Annotated in this window: 19 protein-coding genes and 1 pseudogene; 10 read left to right on the top strand and 10 right to left on the bottom strand. The window is 73.8% G+C overall.

What is annotated here, in order from left to right; genetic code table 11:
• Positions 1–137 precede the first annotated feature (137 nt).
• From nrdR to RM425_RS11560, 3 genes are all read right to left on the bottom strand, one after another.
• Positions 138–620, bottom strand: a complete 483-nt coding sequence (nrdR, locus tag RM425_RS11570; RefSeq protein WP_311345354.1) for a transcriptional regulator NrdR — start codon at positions 618–620, stop codon at positions 138–140.
• A gap of 458 nt (positions 621–1,078) precedes the next feature.
• The gene (locus tag RM425_RS11565; RefSeq protein ID WP_311345353.1) at positions 1,079–1,924 is read right to left on the bottom strand and encodes a hypothetical protein; all 846 of its coding nucleotides are present in this window, start codon (positions 1,922–1,924) and stop codon (positions 1,079–1,081) included.
• 131 nt (positions 1,925–2,055) lie between these two features.
• The gene (locus RM425_RS11560; protein WP_311345352.1) at positions 2,056–2,634 is read right to left on the bottom strand and encodes a LysM peptidoglycan-binding domain-containing protein; all 579 of its coding nucleotides are present in this window, start codon (positions 2,632–2,634) and stop codon (positions 2,056–2,058) included.
• Positions 2,635–2,842: 208 nt separating this feature from the next.
• Here RM425_RS11560 and lexA point away from each other — a divergent pair, with 208 nt between their 5' ends.
• Positions 2,843–3,610, top strand: coding sequence for a transcriptional repressor LexA (gene lexA, locus RM425_RS11555; RefSeq protein ID WP_396137043.1), 768 nt, complete (start codon positions 2,843–2,845; stop codon positions 3,608–3,610).
• Positions 3,611–3,684: 74 nt separating this feature from the next.
• Here lexA and RM425_RS11550 read toward each other — a convergent pair whose 3' ends face one another.
• Genes RM425_RS11550 through hflX form a run of 3 tightly spaced genes read right to left on the bottom strand, consistent with a single transcriptional unit; the run spans position 3,685 to position 6,994 of the window.
• A complete protein-coding gene (locus RM425_RS11550; RefSeq protein WP_311345351.1) occupies positions 3,685–4,761 on the bottom strand; it encodes a hypothetical protein in 1,077 nt (358 codons plus the stop codon).
• Positions 4,733–5,455 carry a phosphatase PAP2 family protein gene (locus RM425_RS11545; RefSeq protein ID WP_311345350.1) on the bottom strand — a complete coding sequence of 241 codons (723 nt, stop codon included), beginning with the start codon at positions 5,453–5,455 and terminating at the stop codon, positions 4,733–4,735. Before RM425_RS11545 ends, RM425_RS11550 begins: the two co-directional genes overlap by 29 nt.
• Before the next feature lie 60 nt (positions 5,456–5,515).
• Positions 5,516–6,994: a GTPase HflX gene (gene hflX, locus RM425_RS11540; protein WP_311345349.1), complete on the bottom strand. Its 1,479-nt coding sequence runs from the start codon at positions 6,992–6,994 to the stop codon at positions 5,516–5,518.
• A 112-nt stretch (positions 6,995–7,106) separates the two neighbouring features.
• Between hflX and RM425_RS11535 the strand changes: the two genes are divergently transcribed.
• A complete protein-coding gene (locus RM425_RS11535; protein ID WP_311345348.1) occupies positions 7,107–7,313 on the top strand; it encodes a hypothetical protein in 207 nt (68 codons plus the stop codon).
• 17 nt (positions 7,314–7,330) lie between these two features.
• Here the strand turns inward: RM425_RS11535 and dapF are convergent, their stop codons facing one another.
• Genes dapF through RM425_RS11520 form a run of 3 tightly spaced genes read right to left on the bottom strand, consistent with a single transcriptional unit; the run spans position 7,331 to position 9,842 of the window.
• On the bottom strand, positions 7,331–8,203 hold the full coding sequence (dapF, locus tag RM425_RS11530; RefSeq protein WP_311345347.1) for a diaminopimelate epimerase: 873 nt from the start codon (positions 8,201–8,203) through the stop codon (positions 7,331–7,333).
• Positions 8,200–9,123 carry a tRNA (adenosine(37)-N6)-dimethylallyltransferase MiaA gene (gene miaA, locus RM425_RS11525; protein WP_311345346.1) on the bottom strand — a complete coding sequence of 308 codons (924 nt, stop codon included), beginning with the start codon at positions 9,121–9,123 and terminating at the stop codon, positions 8,200–8,202. Before miaA ends, dapF begins: the two co-directional genes overlap by 4 nt.
• A complete protein-coding gene (locus tag RM425_RS11520; protein ID WP_311345345.1) occupies positions 9,120–9,842 on the bottom strand; it encodes a class III extradiol ring-cleavage dioxygenase family protein in 723 nt (240 codons plus the stop codon). Before RM425_RS11520 ends, miaA begins: the two co-directional genes overlap by 4 nt.
• Positions 9,843–9,881: 39 nt before the next feature.
• Between RM425_RS11520 and RM425_RS11515 the strand changes: the two genes are divergently transcribed.
• Positions 9,882–11,588 (top strand): DUF349 domain-containing protein, encoded by a 1,707-nt coding sequence (locus RM425_RS11515; RefSeq protein ID WP_311345344.1) that lies wholly within the window; start codon positions 9,882–9,884, stop codon positions 11,586–11,588.
• Positions 11,589–11,648: 60 nt separating this feature from the next.
• Here RM425_RS11515 and miaB read toward each other — a convergent pair whose 3' ends face one another.
• On the bottom strand, positions 11,649–13,127 hold the full coding sequence (gene miaB, locus RM425_RS11510; protein ID WP_311345343.1) for a tRNA (N6-isopentenyl adenosine(37)-C2)-methylthiotransferase MiaB: 1,479 nt from the start codon (positions 13,125–13,127) through the stop codon (positions 11,649–11,651).
• 143 nt (positions 13,128–13,270) lie between these two features.
• Here miaB and RM425_RS11505 point away from each other — a divergent pair, with 143 nt between their 5' ends.
• The 7 genes and pseudogenes from RM425_RS11505 to RM425_RS11475 all read left to right on the top strand — a co-directional run.
• A complete protein-coding gene (locus tag RM425_RS11505) occupies positions 13,271–14,026 on the top strand; it encodes an amino acid ABC transporter ATP-binding protein (RefSeq protein WP_311345342.1) in 756 nt (251 codons plus the stop codon).
• Between the two features lie 35 nt (positions 14,027–14,061).
• On the top strand, positions 14,062–14,952 hold the full coding sequence (locus tag RM425_RS11500; RefSeq protein ID WP_311345341.1) for a glutamate ABC transporter substrate-binding protein: 891 nt from the start codon (positions 14,062–14,064) through the stop codon (positions 14,950–14,952).
• Between the two features lie 89 nt (positions 14,953–15,041).
• Positions 15,042–15,695 (top strand): amino acid ABC transporter permease, encoded by a 654-nt coding sequence (locus RM425_RS11495; RefSeq protein ID WP_311345340.1) that lies wholly within the window; start codon positions 15,042–15,044, stop codon positions 15,693–15,695.
• Positions 15,692–16,594, top strand: a complete 903-nt coding sequence (locus RM425_RS11490; RefSeq protein ID WP_311345339.1) for an amino acid ABC transporter permease — start codon at positions 15,692–15,694, stop codon at positions 16,592–16,594. The genes RM425_RS11495 and RM425_RS11490 overlap by 4 nt, the downstream gene beginning before the upstream one ends.
• Before the next feature lie 125 nt (positions 16,595–16,719).
• Positions 16,720–17,580: a phosphatase PAP2 family protein gene (locus tag RM425_RS11485; RefSeq protein WP_311345338.1), complete on the top strand. Its 861-nt coding sequence runs from the start codon at positions 16,720–16,722 to the stop codon at positions 17,578–17,580.
• Between the two features lie 98 nt (positions 17,581–17,678).
• A complete protein-coding gene (locus RM425_RS11480; RefSeq protein WP_311345337.1) occupies positions 17,679–18,158 on the top strand; it encodes a hypothetical protein in 480 nt (159 codons plus the stop codon).
• 183 nt (positions 18,159–18,341) lie between these two features.
• Positions 18,342–18,541 (top strand): annotated as a pseudogene (locus RM425_RS11475) (cytochrome ubiquinol oxidase subunit I); the annotation flags it as partial.

Raw genomic sequence — 18,541 nt, 5'->3', positions numbered from 1 at the left:
AGCTCTCCCTGGTCGTGTGGTGCTCGGTGTGGTGCTCGGTGCGCGCCGTGGAGCCGCGCGGTGGTGGATCGGAGGGCTGGGGAAGAGCCGCGATCGACGTGCCCGACGTGCTGTCTAGCGGTCGGTACTGACAGTTCTCAGGAGCTGCCGGGCGGCCCGGTCTCGGCACCGCCCGCGGGGCGGGCCTTCAGCTCGGCGATCTCCTTCTCGAAGTCGGCCACCGAGGTGAAGGCGCGGTAGACGCTGGCGAAGCGGAGGTAGGCGACCTCGTCGAGCTCGCGCAGCGGCCCGAGGATGGCCAGTCCCACCTCGTGAGCGGGGACCTCCGCCGCGCCGGTGGCGCGGATGGTGTCCTCGACCTGCTGGGCGAGCAGGGCCAACTGGTCCTCGTCGACCGGCCGGCCCTGGCAGGCCCGGCGCACGCCGGCGACGACCTTCGAGCGGTTGAACGGCTCGCTGACGCCGCTGCGCTTCACGACGGCGAGGACGGCCTCCTCGACGGTGGTGAACCGCCGGCCGCACTGGGGGCACGAACGGCGACGACGGGTGGTGGCCCCCTCGTCGGCCTCCCGCGAGTCGATCACCCGGCTGTCGGGGTTGTGGCAGAACGGGCAGCGCATCGCGGTCCACCTCCCTTCGCGGCTCCTCGCCCGGGTCGTCCTGTGGACCCTCCTGGGGACATCCGGTGGACGTCGCGGGGAGAACCTGAGGACCGGCCTGTGGACGCGGCTTACAGCTCTGTAACTACTAGATCTAGTGGAACCCTAAGTCGGGCCCCACTAGATGTGCAAGCGATGTCCCTGTCGGCGTGTTCCGCTCTGACCCGGCTGTCACCCGCAGGAACAGGGCACTCCACCTGTCACACGACACGCCCGGGGACGCGCCGGAAAACTGCGCGCCGAACCGTCCCGCACCCGGCCGACACCGTCCCTGCGGAGCACGCGGAGCGGGGAGGTCGACCGCCGAGTGCACCTTCGCGGATCACGGCTCGGGTCCGGCGACGACGGTCGACGGTCGCCATGGCGGTCCGGACACGCGCCGGCCGGCCAGGCGGCCGTGCGGTGCGCCGGTGGTGGCGTCAGACGCCGGAGAGAGAGCCGCTCACCCGCGGGCGCCGGGAACCCGAGGACGGGCCGAGGTCGCCGAGTCGCATCGGACGCGTCAGCAGGTCCGGCTCGGCGTCGATCCGGCCGGTGCAGACCTCCGGGCGGCCGAAGGACTCCTCGGGGCGCGCCGTGCGCGCGAAGACCGCCCATCCCCCACCGACGTGCGGACGGGTCGCGCGGCGCGACTCGGCCTGCGGCCGCGACTCCGCCTCGGGGCGCGCCTCCGCCGACACGGCCGCGACCGGCTCCGCCTCGTCGGCGACCGCCGCGAACACCTCGGTGTCGGCCGCACGGTGCCGACCCTCGTCACCGGGGGCCCGGTGACGACCGGCGGGGACCGGCACCTGCGCGGCGACGACGACCTGGACGTCCGCGTCCTCCGGAGCGCGCCGGCGTCCACCCGGGCGCGTCCCGGATGCGGCGGGCGCCGCGGCAGCGGCGCTCCCCGCGGGGGGCGGCGCCTCGTCACGGATCAAGGGCAGCGCGGCGGTGGCGTCGGCGTTCCCGCTCACCGGACGGCCCCGCAAGGCCGAGACCGCCTGGGCAGGTGGGAGCTCCTGCTTCACGCGGGAGTCGATGCGACTGGGCTCCGTGGCCGGGGACAGGTCCCGCTCGGGCAGGCGCAGCGCGGCGAGATCGATCCACGCCGTCTCCTCGACGCCGCCCACGACCACCCGGACCCACATCTGGCACGTTCCCGAGGCGTCGTGCCGCCAACCCAGCAGTTCGCCCTGCCACCACGTACCCGCCTGGTAGACCTCGACGGACTGGGGGGAACGGGTGAACACAGCGGCGCGGCTCTCCGTGGGACCTGACACGCGATGACCGTAAGCGTTCGGTTCGCGACGGTGCGTGAAGGCGCCCGGGCTGATCATTGACGAACTCGTCGCCCCAGGTTGGAGAGGTGTTGCCCTGTCGCGCAGCCGTCCGATGCGCGTGGCCCCCCCGGTCACGGCAGGACGAGGAGCTGACCGGGGACCAGGGTGGCGTCGGGAAGCCCATTGAGGGCCCGGATCTCGGCGATGACGGCACGGAGGTCGTCCCCCTCGTCCGCGACCGCGCCGGCGATGGACCAGAGCGTGTCGCCCTGCTGCACGACGACACTGCTCTCCCCGGCCAGACGCAGCCCGCCGTCCTGGCCCCCGGCGACGACCGAGCCCACCCAGGACCCGAGGGCGACCCCGACCGCCAGGCCGAGCACCACGCCCAGCCGCCGCGCGCGCCGGGTCAGCCGGAGCGCGGGCGCCACCCGCGGGTCGCCGCCGGCGCGGTACGGCGCCGGTCGTCGCGGCGTCGTCGAGCCCGCCGGATGCGGCCTGCGCACCCGTGCCGCAGCCGGGTGCCCGCGGTGGGCCGCAGCACCGACCGCTGAACGCCCGGCACCCCGGGCCAGGGGAGCCGGGTCGTGCAGCAGGTCCGGCACCGCGCGCAACCGCCCCTGTCGTCCGGCTCCACCCGCCAGCGGCGGGCGCCACGGCGCCTGCACCGCCTCGTCGAACTCCACCACGGCCTGCGCCACACTTCCCACGACCACTCCTCCCGACCCGCACGTCCACCACGGTCTTCGAACGGCTGTTCGAATCGAACGTCTGTGCGATGTCTACCGGACGCCACCGACAGAAGCGACCCGACACGACGGCCGTCTTCGAACACCTGTTTGAAAGCAGGCGTGATCGGCGCTACGGTTCCTGGGACGCGACCAGCACGGCTGCACCGGCAGCCCGCGAGGAGGAGACGTGGCGGAGACCAGCGGGACGTCGGGCGGCCGACGGACGCGCAGCACGGCGTCGGGACCGGACACGGAGAACGGCAGCGCGTCGGTGCGCTCCTTCCCCGACCGCGGCGCCGACGGCGACGGGCTGACCCAGCGCCAGCGCCGGGTGTTGGAGGTCATCCGGGACTCCATCGACCGGCGCGGTTACCCGCCCTCGGTGCGCGAGATCGGCGAGGCCGTCGGCCTCTCCTCGGCCTCCTCGGTGGCCCACCAGCTCTCGGTCCTGCAGAAGAAGGGCTGGCTGCGTCGGGACCCCAACCGCCCGCGCGCCCTCGACGTCCGGCTGCCGGGCGACACCTCGCGTCCGGTGGCGCCGCTCGCCGAGCCGGTGGCCGGCACCGACGAGCCGCTCGCCGCCCCGACGTACGTGCCCCTGGTCGGCCGGATCGCCGCCGGCGGTCCCGTCCTCGCCGAGCAGGCGGTGGAGGACGTCTTCCCGCTGCCCCGCGAGCTGGTCGGCGAGGGCACCCTGTTCATGCTCAAGGTCGTCGGCGACTCGATGGTCGAGGCCGCCATCTGCGACGGCGACTGGGTGGTCGTGCGCCAGCAACCCACGGCGGAGAACGGCGAGATCGTCGCCGCGATGATCGACGGCGAGGCGACGGTCAAGACCTACAAGCGGCGCGACGGGCACGTCTGGTTGCTGCCGCACAACCCGGCCTACGAGCCGATCCCCGGCGACGACGCGACGGTCCTGGGCCGCGTCGTCTCGGTGTTGCGCAGGGTCTGACCCCAGGCCCCGTCCGGGTCACCGGCCGCACCAGCGGGCGGTCGCCCGGGCGGGGTGCCGGCAGGCGCGGCGACTCAGGACCGCGGGCGACGGCGCAGCTTGGGGACCAGCCACACCACGAGGGTCGCCACGGCGGCCGCGATCAGCGCAGAGGTGACCGGCGACCTGCCCGAGCTGGTGAGCTCGGTCAGGCTGGGCACCGGGCCGTCGGCCGGCGCCGCGGCGGACGCCGGCGTGACCGCGGAGATCGGCACCACGACCACCTCGCTGGGCACGCCTTCGCTGGCGATGACCAGCTGCGCGTCGTCCCCGGTGAAGCTGATCGCCTCGCCCTGGGGTGACTCGGGCAGCGGAACCCGTACCGGGGTCCCGGCCAGGGCACCCACGACGTCCGAGCCCGACAGCGGCCACACGTAGGCATCGGTATAGGTGCGCAACGCCAGTGCGTGCCCGTCGCCCGCCACCGCTCCCCCGGTGACGAGCAGTTGCCCGGCGCGTCCCACCGGGCCGCCAGGGGTCCCCGTGAGCGTCATGTTGACCGTCGCCACCCGCTCCATCGGAACGGCCGCCTCGGCCGACAGCGGGCCAGTGGGCCGGTACACACCGCTGGACCCCAGCACGTCCTTGGTGACCAGGTACGGGGTGCCGTCGGGCGCGAGCAGCAGCGCCTCGGAGTCGTGGGCGCCGTCGGGGTAGCTGAGCCGGTGCACGGCCGCGGACCCGTCCGGCCGCAGCGCCAGCAGGGCGACGGTCGAGCGCACGGAGTTGTTGTCCCCGGCGTCGGCCAGCCAGAGGGTCCCGTCGGCGCCCAGGGCGAGATCCTCGGGGTCGTAGGGGTCGACGGCGGCGGTCCGCGTCTCGAGCACCTGGCACCCGGCGTCGAGCACCGAGACGCTGAGCGCGTCCCCGCCGTCGTTCATGACGAGCATGCGCTCGCCGAGGTCGACCAGCCCGGAGATCTCCGCCAGCGCGGGATCCGTGATCTGGCACCGGACGGCCGGTGCAGGAGCGTCCGGCTCCTGGGCGACGGCGACGGTCGCCCCCACGACGGGCAGCGAGAAGCCGAGGAGGACCGCCACCACGAGCCCTACGGCGCGGGTGGCACGCCGTCCTCCGAAGCCGCTACGCGGTCTGCCGGCCTGGTCGGGCACGAACCCAGCGTGACAGAACGATCGCGTCCAGTGCATGAACCACGCCCAGCAGCAGCACGCCCACGGCGGCACCGACGACCGCGTCGGTCACCCAGTGGAAGTCCAGCGACACCATCGAGACGCCGGTGGCGACCGGTCCGACGACGCTCAGCCACCAGAACGCGCGCTGCACCCGGACAGGCATCTCGTACTCGACGGCCAGCCAGCGGGCGACTCCCCACATGATGACGGCGTTGGCCACGTGCCCCGAGGGGAACGACGCGCCGTCGACGTGGAAGAAGAGCTCGTCGGGGTGCCCGGGCGCGGTCCGACCGGTACCGAACTTGACCGCGTAGACGCCGACGGTGAGCGTGCCCAGCGCGAGCAGGACCCGCAGCAGCGGCATCCCCGTGCGATGCCGCCAGGCCAGGTAGCCGACGAGCACGGCCAGGACGATGAGGATCGTGCCTCGACCGCCGAGCTGGGTGATCGCCCAGATGACCGGATAGGCGGCCGAGTCGCGCAGTCCCCAGCCGCGGACGACGTCGGAGACCCACAGGTCCAGCCGCTCCAGGGCCCCGCCGGCGAGCAGGTCGGCGGTGACCAGGCCGGCCACGAGCAGGGCGAGGAGCAGCAGCCACCACGGCGGGCGCCCGATCGAGACCGCACGGGTGCGCTCGGGCACGCCGGCGTCGCACACCACGCCGCTCGTCACCCGCTCACCGTACCGGTCCGTGACCTGACCGTGATCCGAGCGCCGGGCGCCGCGGGCGGTTCAGCCGACTGGCGCCGCGAACTCCTCGAGCGCCGCGGCGAGCGCACCGTCGACCTTCGCGGTCAGGCGGGTACCCCCGGCCTCGTGCGCCTCGGCCAGCACCTCGCCGTCCCGGTGCACGCGGGCCACGAGGTCGCCGCGGTCGTAGGGCACCAGGACGTCGACGTCGGTGTCGGGGTGCGGCAGGCGGGCTGCGATCAGCTCGCGCAGCGTGTCCATCCCGGCGCCGGTCCGGGCCGACACCCACACCGCTCCGGGCAGTGCCTGGCGGAGCGTGAGGATGGCCTCCTCGTCCATGGCGTCGACCTTGTTGACCACGATGACCTCGGGCACCGCGGAGGCGTCGATCTCCCGCAGCACGACGTGCACCGCGTTGATCTGGCCCAGCGGGTCGGGGTCGGAGCCGTCGACGACGTGCAGCAGCAGGTCGGCCGCGGCCACCTCCTCCAGCGTCGACCGGAAGGCGTCGACCAGCTGGTGGGGCAGGTGCCGGACGAAGCCGACGGTGTCGGTGAGGGTGTACTCGCGACCGTCGGGCCCCTCGGCCCGGCGGACGGTCGGGTCCAGGGTGGCGAACAGCGCGTTCTCCACGAGGACGCCGGCACCGGTGAGCTGGTTGAGCAGGCTGGACTTGCCGGCGTTGGTGTACCCGGCGATCGCCACGCTGGGGGTCGCGTTGCGGTCCCGGCTGCTGCGCTGGGTGGCCCGGGCGGTCGCCATGCCAGCGATCTCGCGGCGGAGCTTGCTGACGCGCGTCCGGATCCGCCGGCGGTCGGTCTCGATCTTCGTCTCACCGGGGCCGCGGGTACCGATACCGCCACCGCCGGCCACCCGGCCACCGGCCTGCCGGGACAGCGACTCACCCCAGCCGCGCAGCCGCGGCAGCATGTACTGCATCTGCGCCAGCTCGACCTGGGCCTTGCCCTCCCGGCTGGTGGCGTGCTGCGCGAAGATGTCGAGGATCAGCGCCGTCCGGTCGACGACCTTGACCTTGAGTACCTTCTCCAGCTGGTTGAGCTGACCGGGGGTCAGCTCGCCGTCGCAGATCACCGTGTCCGCGCCCGTCGCGGCGACGATGTCGCGGATCTCGCCGGCCTTGCCCGATCCCACGTAGGTGGCGGCGTCCGGCTTGTCACGGCGCTGGCTCACGGCCTCCAGGACCTCCGAGCCGGCGGTCTCCGCGAGCGCGGCGAGCTCGGCCAGGGAACGGTCCGCGTCGGCCTGCGTCCCCTCGGTCCAGACACCGACGAGGACCACGCGCTCGAGGCGCAGCTGCCGGTACTCGACCTCGGTGACGTCGGCCAGCTCGGTGCCCAGCCCGGCCACGCGGCGCAGCGCGCCACGGGCCTCGAGGGCGTAGGAACCGGTGGTGTCGTCCGTCGCGTCGGGTCGCGCGGCAGGCGCGCGGCGGGGCTCGTCGTCGAGCGGCATGCGCTCCGGGGCGGTCGTCATCGGGTCCAGCGTGGCACGGTCGGGCATGCGGGTCACCTCAGTTGTCATCACGGGGTGCAACGCAGAACCGGTCCGGGTGCATCCCGCGATCGGCGGGTAGGGCCTCTCGGACCGCATTCCGCACGACGAGGAGGAACCGATGACCGCGAGCGGATCGAGCAGCCTCGGGGCGAACAGCGACGTGGAGGACCCCGGCCGGGATCCGGTGGGCATCGGCGGCCCGCCGCGCAACCCGATGGGCGGGGGCGCCGACCAGGACAGCGGCCGCGGGGCGCCACCCACCCCTCCGGCCACCGACGACGACGACGCGATGGTGCCCCTGCCGCCCGACGACGACCGCCGCTGAGGCGTCGTAGCGAGGCGTCAGTCGCCGAGCCACTCCCGGCACAGCGATCCGGCCGACACCAGCACCGCCGGGCCGGTGAGCACCGTCGTCCGGGGGTCGACCTGCACCGACAGGCGGCCCCCGGGGACGTCGACGACGACGGTCCCCTCGTCGCGTCCCGCGTCAGCGAGGGCCGCGTAGGCGGCCGCGCACGCCCCGGTGCCGCAGGAGCGGGTCTCCCCCACGCCCCGCTCGAACACCCGCAGCCGGATGTGCACACCCGGCTCGAGCACGTTGATCAGCTCGACGTTGACGCCGTCGGGGAAGAGACCGGCGTCGAAGGCCGGCTCCCGGCTCAGGTCCAGGGTGTCGACGTCGACGTCGGTGAGCGCCGCCAGGTGCGGGTTGCCCATGGACACCGCCGCGCCGGTGAACGTCGAGCCGTCCACCTCGGCCGATCCGCGCCCGAACTCGCGTGCGGGCCCCATGTCCACCCAGTAGCCGCCGTCGGGGGACGCCCCGACCCGGCGCGGCCCACCGCGGGTGCCGACCAGGACGCCGTCGAGGCACGCCGCCCGGCCCAGCAGCCCCTCCGCGACCAGCGCGTGGAGGAACAGCCGGATGCCGTTGCCGCACATCTCCGCGTAGGAGCCGTCGGCGTTGCGGTGGTCCATGAACCACTCGCAGGCCGCCAGCTCGGCGCCCAGGACGTCGGCGGCGTCGGGCACGTGGGCACTGCGGACCAACCGGAGGACGCCGTCGCCACCGAGTCCGGCGCGGCGGTCGCACAGCCGGCGGACCATCGCCGCGTCCAGCCGCTTCCCGGGCCACACGGAGCCGTCCGGGTCGGGCAGCACGACGAAGTCGTTCTCGGTGCCGTGCCCGATCAGCACGCGGGGGGTGGCGGTCACCGGCCGATCGTACGGTCGGCGATCCCGGCGAGAGCGGCGTCGAGCAGGTCGGGGCGGGCGGCGTCCAGCCAGGTGGTCGTCGCATCGCGGCGGAACCAGGAGCGCTGCCGGCGCACGAACCGGCGAGTGGTGACCACCGTCCGCTCGCGGGCCTCCTCGGGGGTCAGCGTGCCGTCGAGCTGGCCGAGCACCTGCGCGTAGCCGAGCGCGCGCGACGCCGTCGGCCCCTCGCGCAGCCCGTCGGCGGCGAGGACCTCGACCTCCGCGACGAACCCTGCGGCCCACATCCGGTCCACCCGCAGCGCGATCCGCGCGTCGAGCCCGGTCGGCTCCCGGTCCAGGCCCAGCACGACCGCCGGGTAGTGCGGCACCGGCTCGGGCATCGTGGCCCGGAAGGGTCCGCCGGTGATCTCGACGACCTCCAGCGCGCGGACGATGCGCCGTCCGTTGCCGGGCAGGACGGCCGCCGCCGCTGCCGGGTCGACCGACGCCAGGCGGGCGTGCAGCGCCGCCGGGCCGACGACGGCGAGCTCCTCCTCCAGCCGGGCGCGCACGGCGGCGTCGGTGCCCGGGAAGTCGAGCTCGTCCAGCACCGCCCGGACGTAGAGCCCCGAACCGCCGACCAGCAGCGGGACGACGCCCGCAGCCCGCAGCCGGTCGATCTCCGCCCGCGCCCGCTGCCGGTACTCGGCCACCGACGCCGGTTCGCGCACGTGCCACAGGTCCAGCAGGTGGTGCGGCACACCGTCGCGCTCGGCCGCGTCGGGCTTGGCGGTGCCGATGTCCATGCCGCGGTAGAGCTGCATGGAGTCGGCGTTGACCACCTCGCCCCCGAGCCGCTGGGCCAGCGCGACGGCCAGCGCGGTCTTCCCGGTGGCGGTCGGGCCGACGACCGCCACCACGGGCGGGACGTCGCTCATCGCGCCGTCCAGTCGGCCACCAGGTAGCCGACACCGAACGGTGCGGCATCGGCGTGCAGCCGGCCGGCGATCGAGCGGCCGGCCAGGGCGCTGCCGACCGCCCGCCAGACCGGCACGCCGGCAGCCAGCAGCCGCCGTCCCTCGGCCGGGTCGAGCGCCGCGAGCGCTGCGGCGTCGCCGCGCGCGAGTGCACCGGCGACGACGGCATCGAAGGGGCCGGCGGCCTCGTCGAGGTAGCCGGGTGCCTTCACGCCGCGGCGCGCCGAGCCGTCGCCCAGGGCGAGCACCCCCACCGGGCCCGCGCACTCGCCGAGCACACCGGCCAGGTCCGCCGGCCCGACGCCGATCCGTCGTCCAGCGAAGGAGGCCTCGTCCAGCAGCCAGGCACCGACCCCGAACCCGACTCCCGCGATCCCGGGCTCGGCGGCCGACGGGCCCGCGAAGGGGACGTCGAGGTCGAGCCCGAGCCCGCGGAGACGGGCGACGTCACCGGCGCCGTGCCGGGTCCCTGCGGGCGCCTCGGCCACGACGACGACGGTCTCGGGGCCGACCGCCAGCATCGCCGCGACGGCTGCCCGGCACGCCCGGCGCAGGTCGGTCGTCTCGGCGACGGCGCGGCCCTCGACCGCGGGCAGCAGCAGCGGCGCGGGGGGACAGAAGGCGACGGAGGGGCCGTCCCCGGCGGAGGGAAGGGGTGGACTTCCCGATTCGGCGCTCACGCACTCAGTCTCGCCGATGGGACGTGGGACACTGCCGGAGTGTCGAGCACGGACAACCCCGGCAGCGGGGCGCAGCAGGCCACTCCACCGATTGTGGAGACTCCCGACGTCGCGACCCCGGAGGTGGAGCAGGTACCCGCGGCGGTGACGCCGGACGCCGGGACACCCGACGCGCCGACGCCTGCCGAGGCCGCCCTCCCCGACCCCACGACGGAGCCGACCACCGCGGCGGGAGGCACGGAGGAGACCGCTCCCGAGGTGGCGGTTCCTGCCGCCGAGACCCTCGAGACGGTGGCGCCCGAGGCCGCGGTCCCGCCGGCCGAGCCCGAGGCGGCGGCCACCGAGGTCGCGTCCGCCGGGAGCACGGCACCCGCGGTGGCCGACGCCTCCGGGACGACCGCGCCGGAGACCGAGCCGCCGGCCGCGGCGCCCGACGCCGAGGCGCCGGCCGCCCCCGGGGTGGCTGCGCCCGCGGCGCCGATCCCCGCCCCCGCCGTGCCCTCCCCCGCGTCGATGGCGCCCGGTGCCGGACCCGTCAGCGATCCGTCCCAGTGGGGCCGCGTCGACGCCGACGGCACCGTCTACGTCCGCACCGCCGAGGGCGAGCGCGCCGTCGGCTCCTGGCAGGCCGGTGAGCCCGTGGCCGGCCTCGCCCACTACGCGCGCCGGTTCGACGACCTCGCCACCGAGGTCACGCTGCTCGAGGCCCGCCTGAAGGCGCACACCGGCAACCCGGCCGAGATCAAGAGCAAGGCGCAGGCCCTCGCCGAGTCGATCCCGGGCGCGGCCGCCGTCGGCGACCTCGACGGGCTCGCCGCCCGGGCCCGCGCCATGGTCGGGACCGCCGACTCCGCCGCGGCCGAGTTCCGGGCCGAGAAGGCCGCGGCGCGCGCCGCGCAGGTGGCCCGCAAGGAGGCGCTGGCCGCCGAGGCGGAGACGATCGCCGAGGAGTCCACGGCCTGGAAGGCCGCCGGGGACCGGCTCAAGGCGATCGTCGAGGAGTGGAAGGCGATCCGGGGCATCGACCGGAAGACCGACGAGGCGCTCTGGACGCGCTTCGCCGCCGCCCGGGACGCCTTCGGCCGTCGGCGGGGTGCGCACTTCGCCCAGCTCGACGCGCAGCGCGGCGAGGCGCGGGGCGCCAAGCAGGAGCTGATCACGGAGGCGCAGCGGCTCTCCTCCTCCACCGACTGGGGTCCGACGAGCGCGGCGATGCGCTCGCTCATGGACCGCTGGAAGGCGGTGCCGCGCACCGGCCGGGACGGCGACGACGACCTGTGGAAGCAGTTCCGCGCCGCGCAGGACGTCTTCTTCGCCGCCCGAACCGAGTCGGACAAGGCCCGCACCAGCGACGAGACGGCCAACCAGGCGCTCAAGGAGGAGCTGCTGGCCGAGGCCGAGCGGCTCGACCCGACCAAGGACCTCCGCGGGGCGCAGAACGCGCTGCGCAAGATCCAGGAGCGGTACGACGCCATCGGCCACGTGCCGCGCGGGGTCATGCGGCAGCTCGAGGACCGCATGCAGGCGGTGGAGCAGAAGGTCCGCGGCGCAGCCGACGCCGGCCGGCCCCGCGCCGCCGCGGAGAACCCGATGGTCACCTCCATGCGCGCCGCGGTGACCAAGGCCGAGGAGCAGCTGGCCAAGGCCGAGGCCGCCGGTGACCAGCGGCGGATCAGCGAGGCGCAGGCCAACCTCGCCACCCGCCGCGAGTGGCTGGCCGAGGCGGAGAAGTCCGCCCGCCGGTGAGGAAGGACCCCGCCGCCCCCCACCGCTCGCTCGCTCGCGGCGGGGCCCTGCGGCGGGGCCTCAGCAGCCGGTTGCGAGGACCGGCAGCGGGTCCGGGACCCCGATCCGCGGCATGCCCAGCGTGACCCCGGCCGTGGTCGGCCGGGTGCCGGCCTCGCTCGCGTCGCCCGCCCGCGTCCGGCGGTGGGACAGCAGCGCGCCGTCGGCCACGAGGAAGTGCGGCTTGGCGTCGGTCACGACCGTCTCGACGACGTCGCCGGGCCGGACGCCGTGGACGTGCGTGAAGTGCACCAGCCGGCCGTCGCGGGCCCGGCCGGACAGCCGCCCGGTGGCGGCGTCCTTGCTGCCCTCCCCCGCGGCGACGAGCAGCTCGACCCGCCGGCCGACCTGCGCGCGGTTCTCCGCCCAGCTGATCTCCTCCTGCAGCGCGGTCAGCCGCAGGTAGCGCTCCTGGACGACCGCCTTGGGGAGCTGCTCGTCCATCTCGGCGGCCGGGGTCCCGGGCCGCTTGGAGTACTGGAAGGTGAAGGCGCTGGCGAAGCGGGCCCTCCGGACGACCTCGAGGGTCTGCTCGAAGTCGGCCTCGGTCTCGCCGGGGAAGCCCACGATGATGTCGGTGGTGATCGCCGCGTCGGGCATGGCGGCACGGACGCGGTCGATGATCCCGAGGTAGCGCTCCTGCCGGTAGCCGCGGCGCATCCGGCGCAGGACGTCGTCCGACCCGCTCTGCAGCGGCATGTGCAGCTGGTGGCAGACCGCGGGGGTCTCCGCCATCGCCTCGATGACGTCGTCGGTGAACTCCCGCGGGTGGGGGCTGGTGAAGCGGATCCGCTCCAGGCCCTCGATCCGGCCCGCCGATCGCAGCAGGTCGGCGAAGGCGCCCCGCTCGCGGAACTCCACGCCGTAGGCGTTCACGTTCTGCCCCAGCAGCGTCACCTCGAGCACGCCCTGGTCCACCAGCGCCTGCACCTCGGCCAGGATCTCGCCGGGACGGCGGTCCTTCTCCTTGCCGCGCAGCGCAGGGACGATGCAGAACGTGCAGGTGTTGTTGCAGCCCACGCTGATCGACACCCAGCCCGAGTAGGCCGAGTCCCGCTTCGCGGGCAGGGTCGAGGGGAAGACCTCGAGGGACTCGACGATCTCCACCTGCGCCTCGGCGTTGTGCCGCGCGCGGTCGAGCAGCGCCGGCAGCGACCCGACGTTGTGCGTGCCGAAGACGACGTCGACCCAGGGCGCGCGGCGCACGATCTCGCCGCGGTCCTTCTGCGCGAGGCACCCGCCGACGGCGATCTGCATGCCGGGACGGGCGTCCTTCACCGGGCGCAGATGGCCGAGGTTGCCGTAGAGCCGGTTGTCGGCGTTCTCCCGCACCGCGCAGGTGTTGAGGACGACGACGTCGGCGTCGTTCCCCTCGGCGGCGGCCACGTAACCGGCCTGCTCCAGCAGCCCGGACAGCCGCTCGGAGTCGTGGACGTTCATCTGGCACCCGTAGGTGCGCACCCGGTAGGTGCGCTCGGGGCTCTCTCCTGCGCTCTCCATGACAGCAGCGAGGGTACGGCGCCCGCACCGCCGGGTCGGCGGACGACCGCAGGTGCCCCGCCAGGGGGAAAGATCCGCGTTCGTTACGGCTTCGTGATCCCACGGGTCGGGATACGACGCGATCCGGCTTTAGTGTCCCCGGAGTGACCAGCCGCCCGAACGGAGAGCCTCTCGTCCGCCTGTCCGGCGTCGACAAGTGGTTCGGCGAACTGCACGTCCTGCAGGACATCGACCTCGAGATCGGCCGCGGCGAGGTCGTCGTCGTCATCGGGCCCTCGGGCTCGGGCAAGTCGACGCTGTGCCGCGCCATCAACCGGCTCGAGCCCATCGACAACGGCGAGATCACCATCGACGGCGCGCTGCTGCCCGAGGAGGGCAAGGAGCTCGCCCGCCTGCGGGCCGACGTCGGCATGGTGTTCCAGAGCTTCAACCTCTTCGCGCACAAGACGGTCCTGGAGAACGTCGCGCTCGGCCCGGTCAAGGTGCGCAAGAAGCCGAAGGCCGAGGCCGACCGGCGGGCCCGGGAGCTGCTCGAGCGGGTGGGCGTGGCCTCCCAGGCCGACAAGTACCCCGCACAGCTCTCCGGCGGTCAGCAGCAGCGCGTGGCCATCGCCCGCGCCCTGGCCATGGAACCCAAGGTGATGCTCTTCGACGAGCCCACCTCGGCCCTGGACCCGGAGATGATCAACGAGGTCCTCGACGTCATGGTCGGCCTGGCGAAGGACGGCATGACGATGGTCGTGGTCACGCACGAGATGGGCTTCGCCCGCCGGGCGGCCAACCGCGTGGTGTTCATGGACGGCGGAAAGGTCGTCGAGACCGCCGAGCCGGAGACCTTCTTCACCAACCCGCAGTCCGACCGGGCCAAGGACTTCCTCTCGAAGATCCTCACCCACTGAACACCCCCAGATCCACCGAGCGAGAGGACCGAACGATGCTGATCCGCCGCACCGCCCTGGTAGCCACCCTGTCCGTCGTCGCCCTGACCGCCGCAGCCTGCGGTGGCGACGACGAGTCGGCCGCACCCGAGCCGGAGGTCGCCGAGGCCCCCGAGTTCGAGGAGGGCACGACCATGGCCGAGCTCGCCGAGCAGGGCTCGATCCGGATCGGCACCAAGTACGACCAGCCGTTCTTCGGTCTGGAAGGCCTCGACGGCGAGCTCGAGGGCTTCGACGTCGAGATCGCGAAGATCATCGCCGCCGAGCTCGGCATCGCGCCGGAGGACATCGAGTGGCAGGAGACGCCCTCCGCGGTGCGCGAGGAGGTCCTCGAGGGCGGCGAGGTCGACATGGTCGTCGCCACCTACACGATCAACGACGAGCGCGCCGAGCGGATCACCTTCGCCGGCCCGTACTACGAGGCCGGGCAGCAGATCATGGTGCTGTCGGAGAACGACGAGATCACCGGACCGGAGTCCTTCGAGGAGAACCCCGACCTCAAGGTCTGCTCCGCGACCGGGTCCACGCCGTCGGAGCAGATCCAGCCCTACCTGGCCGACCCCGGTAGCCAGCTGGTGCTCTTCGACGAGTACGCGCAGTGCGTCGACTCGCTGAGCAACGGCCAGGTCGACGCCGTCACCACCGACAACGTGATCCTGCTCGGCTACGTCGCCGACAGCGACGGCGAGTTCAAGCTCGTCGGCGAGCAGTTCACCGAGGAGCCGTACGGCATCGGGATCGAGAAGGGCGACGTCGAGTTCTGCCAGTTCATCAACGAGACGCTGGCCGAGAACGAGGATGCCTACGTCGCAGCCTGGGAGGCCACGGCAGGCCAGATCGAGGGCACCCAGACCCCCGAACTGCCCGACGCCAACGAGTGCGTCTGACCGACTGATCACCGCTCCGCGGCCGGCCGGTCCCCGCCGGCCGGCCGCGGACGCGCGCACGACACCACGTCCGGGAGGAGGGAGAGCACATGGACGCCGTCTTCGACAACATCGACCTGTTCGTCGACGGGTTCCTGACGTCGCTGCGCATCATCGTGGTGGCGATGATCGGGTCCCTGCTTTTGGGCGTCGTCATCGCCGCCTGCCGCGTCTCCCCCGTCCCGCCGTTGCGGGCCTTCGGCTCGTTCTGGGTGACGACCTTCCGCAACACCCCGCTCTCGGTGGTGCTCTTCGCCTGCGCCTTCGGCCTGCCGGAGATCGGCATCAACCGTTCGTTCTTCTTCTTCGGCGTCCTCGGGCTGGTGCTCTACACCTCGGCCTTCGTCTGCGAGGCGATCCGTTCGGGCATCAACTCGGTGCCCGCCGGCCAGGCCGAGGCGGCGCGGTCCATCGGCCTGAAGTTCTCGGAGACGCTGCGGTTCGTCATCCTCCCCCAGGCCCTGCGCACCGTGGTCCCCCCGCTGGGGAGCGTCATCATCGCCATGTTCAAGAACTCCGCCGTCGTGGGCGCCTTCGGCGTGGGCGGGGACCTGTGGAGCGTCGGGCAGACGCTGACCAGCGCCCGCGGGTACGAGACGCTGCCGGTGTTCGTCGGCGGGGTCGCCGTCGGCTTCCTGCTCCTCACCCTGCCGGCCGGTGCGGTGCTCCAGGTCATCGAGCGACGGGTGGCGATCGTCCGATGAGCCAGCAGGAGAGCGTCCTGTACGACGCGCAGGGACCGAAGGCCCGTCGCCGGACGGCGATCGGCACCGTGGTGGCCGTGCTGGTCCTCCTCGGCCTCGCCTTCGTGGTGGTGCGCCGCCTGGCCGACCGCGGGCAGTTCTCCATGGAGGCGTGGGGCCCGTGGATCGACCCGTCGAACGAGTCCTTCGAGCTGGTCTGGGAGCTCGTGGCCGAGGGCATCGTCAACACGATCAAGGCCGCCGTCGTGGCGATGGTGCTGTCGGTCGTGCTCGGCACGTTGATCGCCGTCGCCCGGCTCTCCTGGGGACGCGCGGGCCGGCTCCCGCTGGTCGCCGTCGTCGAGGTCCTCCGCGGACTGCCCGTCGTCGTGCTCATCTACATCGGCGTGCGCGTGCTCGACGACGTGGGCCTCGACTTCAGCGGGCTCCCGGGCGGGCAGGTGTTCTGGGGACTGGTCATCGGGCTGACCGCCTACAACATGGTGATCTTCGCCGAGATCGTGCGCGCCGGGGTCGCCTCCCTGCCCAAGGGCCAGCGGGAGGCGGCGCTCGCCACCGGCCTGACCAGGGGCCAGACGATGCGCATCGTGCTGCTGCCGCAGGCCTTCCGCGCCATGCTGCCCGCGATCATCAGCCAGCTCGTCGTCGTCCTCAAGGACACCTCGCTGGTCACCTTCATCGCCAACTACGACGAGCTGCTCAGCCAGGGCGAGAGCATCCGACGCGTCCTCGACAACCCGATCCAGACCTTCGTCGTGATCGCACTGCTCTACATCGCCATCAACTACTCGCTGGGACGGCTGGCGCAGTACATCGAGCGACGCCAGGGCCGCGCGGCGAGTTCCCCCGATGCCGAGCGCACGGGCGCCGGCGTGGTGCCGGTCGGCGGCGGCGCCTGATCCTGGTCTCGTCCGGGCGGCCGGACGCCGGAGTCCCCGAGCATTCGGCCGCCGACAGGTCAACAACTGCTGTGAATCGTCCGATGGAGAGTGCGACAGTCCTCCGCCGACGAGATGAGCAGGACGTGACCGCAACTCTGGTGCCGACCGGCGCGGGCGCCCCGACGCCGTCCGGTCCCGTGGCGGTCACCGCCCGCCCGACCGCCGGGTCGGCCCTGCTCCGGTCGTTCTCGCGCCCGGTGTGGTGGGTGGAGGTGCTCCTCCTCGCCGTCCTGTACGGCGTCTACTCGCTGGTGCGCAACAGCGTCGGGGACGTCGTCGGCCGCGCCTACGCGAACGGGAGGGACATCCTCGCCCTGGAGGACGGTTGGGCACTGGCGCTCGAGCGCGGGCTCAACGACTGGGTGCACCGCACCGACGTCGTCGCGGGCGCGGTCGCCCTGCACTACGCGACGCTGCACTTCCTCGTCACCCCGGCGGTGCTCACCTGGCTCTTCCTGCGCCGCCCCTCCCGGTACCGCGCGGCCAGCGGCGTCCTCATGATCACCACCGCGCTGGCATTGATCGGCTTCTACTGGCTGCCGACCGCTCCCCCGCGGCTCCTGGGCGACGAGGGCTTCGTCGACGTCATGAGCCAGACCTCCAGCTGGGGCTGGTGGCCGGCGTCCGGCACGCCGGGCTCGGACGCCATCTCCAACCAGTTCGCCGCGATGCCCTCGCTGCACTGCGCCTGGGCCGCCTGGTGCGGTGTGGTGCTGCTCCTGCTCGTCCGCCGCACGTGGGTCCGCGTGGTGGCGCTGGCCTATCCGTTCAGCACGTTCTTCGTCGTCATGGGTTCCGGCAACCACTACCTGCTCGACGTCGTCGCGGGTGTGGTCGTGCTGTGCCTGGGCGCCGTCGTCGTGCACCTGGCCGCTACCGCGGCGGGACGCTCGCCCGAGGCAGGGCCGGTGCCCGCCGACACCGCTCGCCCGGCGCACGGCTGAGGGTCGACCCCGGCCGAGCCACCCGTTCGCCCCAGTCGTCCCACGGTCGGCGCGCCCCCCGGCCCGCGGCCTCCGGCGTGGCGACACTGTCCGTCACCATGGAGACCATCCACGCCGGTCGGCGCCGCAGCCTGCCCCCCGTTCCGCGCGCCGCAATCGACAGCGCGCTGCCGCTCGAGACCGTCGCCAGCGCCGGCGCTCTCGCGCTGGCCGTCGCCGAGCCCGGCGTCCCCATGGACGACGCCCAGCGCTTCGTGAGCCGCCTGCGTAGCGCCGCTCCCGGCTTCGCCGCCGCCGCGGGAGCCGAGTCCGCCGTCGTCCGCGAGGCCGTGCCGCCCGCCCGCCACCGTCGCGCCCGATGCCGCGTGATGCTGCGCCACGCGGACGGGCAGGTGACCGACGTGACCTTCGTCGGCGCGGTCGGCACCCCCTCGGCGGGCGCGCAGTCGGCCTTCGGCCGCGACATCGCCCGCTGGCTGGCCGACGGGCAGGCGCGTGAGGGTGCCTGGCTGGTACCCGACGCCGACGCCCACGACGGCGTCGCCGTGGACCTGACCGCCTGGCTCTCCGCGGGCTGAGGAGCCCGCCGGGCAGGCACCCCCCGGGTGTCCGAACCCGCGCGCGTAGGCGACCATGAGGGAGCCGCTCGCAGGAGCGGAGCCTCGACCGCGCCACGTCACTGAACTCCGGGGGCCGACCATGTCCGGCAGCTGCATCGACGACCGCCGGGCGCGTGCCCGCGTCCGTGCGGGAGCCGCCGCGTGACCGCCATCGCACCGCGGCCCATCGTGAGCCGGCCGAGCCCGGCGGAGACCCCCACCCGCGGGTCGCGGTTGTCGAACCTGCTGCGGACCACGGACCACAAGACCATCGGCCTGATGTATCTGGCCGTCTCGTTCATGTTCTTCATCCTGGGTGGCCTGATGGCCATGCTGATCCGGGCGGAGCTGGGCCGGCCGGA

Origin of the sequence: Blastococcus goldschmidtiae (assembly GCF_031845325.1) — a bacterium.
Taxonomy (GTDB): domain Bacteria; phylum Actinomycetota; class Actinomycetes; order Mycobacteriales; family Geodermatophilaceae; genus Blastococcus; species Blastococcus goldschmidtiae.
The sequence above is the reverse complement of the archived record's forward strand: the minus strand, read 5'-3'. Positions and strand labels throughout refer to the sequence as shown.

What these genes read in the sequence shown, in the direction of transcription:
- miaA (WP_311345346.1), bottom strand. Translation starts at nt 9,123, where the DNA reads ATGAGCGACGTCCCGCCCGTGGTGGCGGTCGTCGGCCCGACCGCCACC.
- hflX (WP_311345349.1), bottom strand. Translation starts at nt 6,994, where the DNA reads ATGCCCGACCGTGCCACGCTGGACCCGATGACGACCGCCCCGGAGCGC.
- RM425_RS11535 (WP_311345348.1), top strand. Translation starts at nt 7,107, where the DNA reads ATGACCGCGAGCGGATCGAGCAGCCTCGGGGCGAACAGCGACGTGGAG.
- RM425_RS11480 (WP_311345337.1), top strand. Translation starts at nt 17,679, where the DNA reads ATGGAGACCATCCACGCCGGTCGGCGCCGCAGCCTGCCCCCCGTTCCG.
- nrdR (WP_311345354.1), bottom strand. Translation starts at nt 620, where the DNA reads ATGCGCTGCCCGTTCTGCCACAACCCCGACAGCCGGGTGATCGACTCG.
- miaB (WP_311345343.1), bottom strand. Translation starts at nt 13,127, where the DNA reads ATGGAGAGCGCAGGAGAGAGCCCCGAGCGCACCTACCGGGTGCGCACC.
- RM425_RS11490 (WP_311345339.1), top strand. Translation starts at nt 15,692, where the DNA reads ATGAGCCAGCAGGAGAGCGTCCTGTACGACGCGCAGGGACCGAAGGCC.
- RM425_RS11495 (WP_311345340.1), top strand. Translation starts at nt 15,042, where the DNA reads ATGGACGCCGTCTTCGACAACATCGACCTGTTCGTCGACGGGTTCCTG.
- RM425_RS11500 (WP_311345341.1), top strand. Translation starts at nt 14,062, where the DNA reads ATGCTGATCCGCCGCACCGCCCTGGTAGCCACCCTGTCCGTCGTCGCC.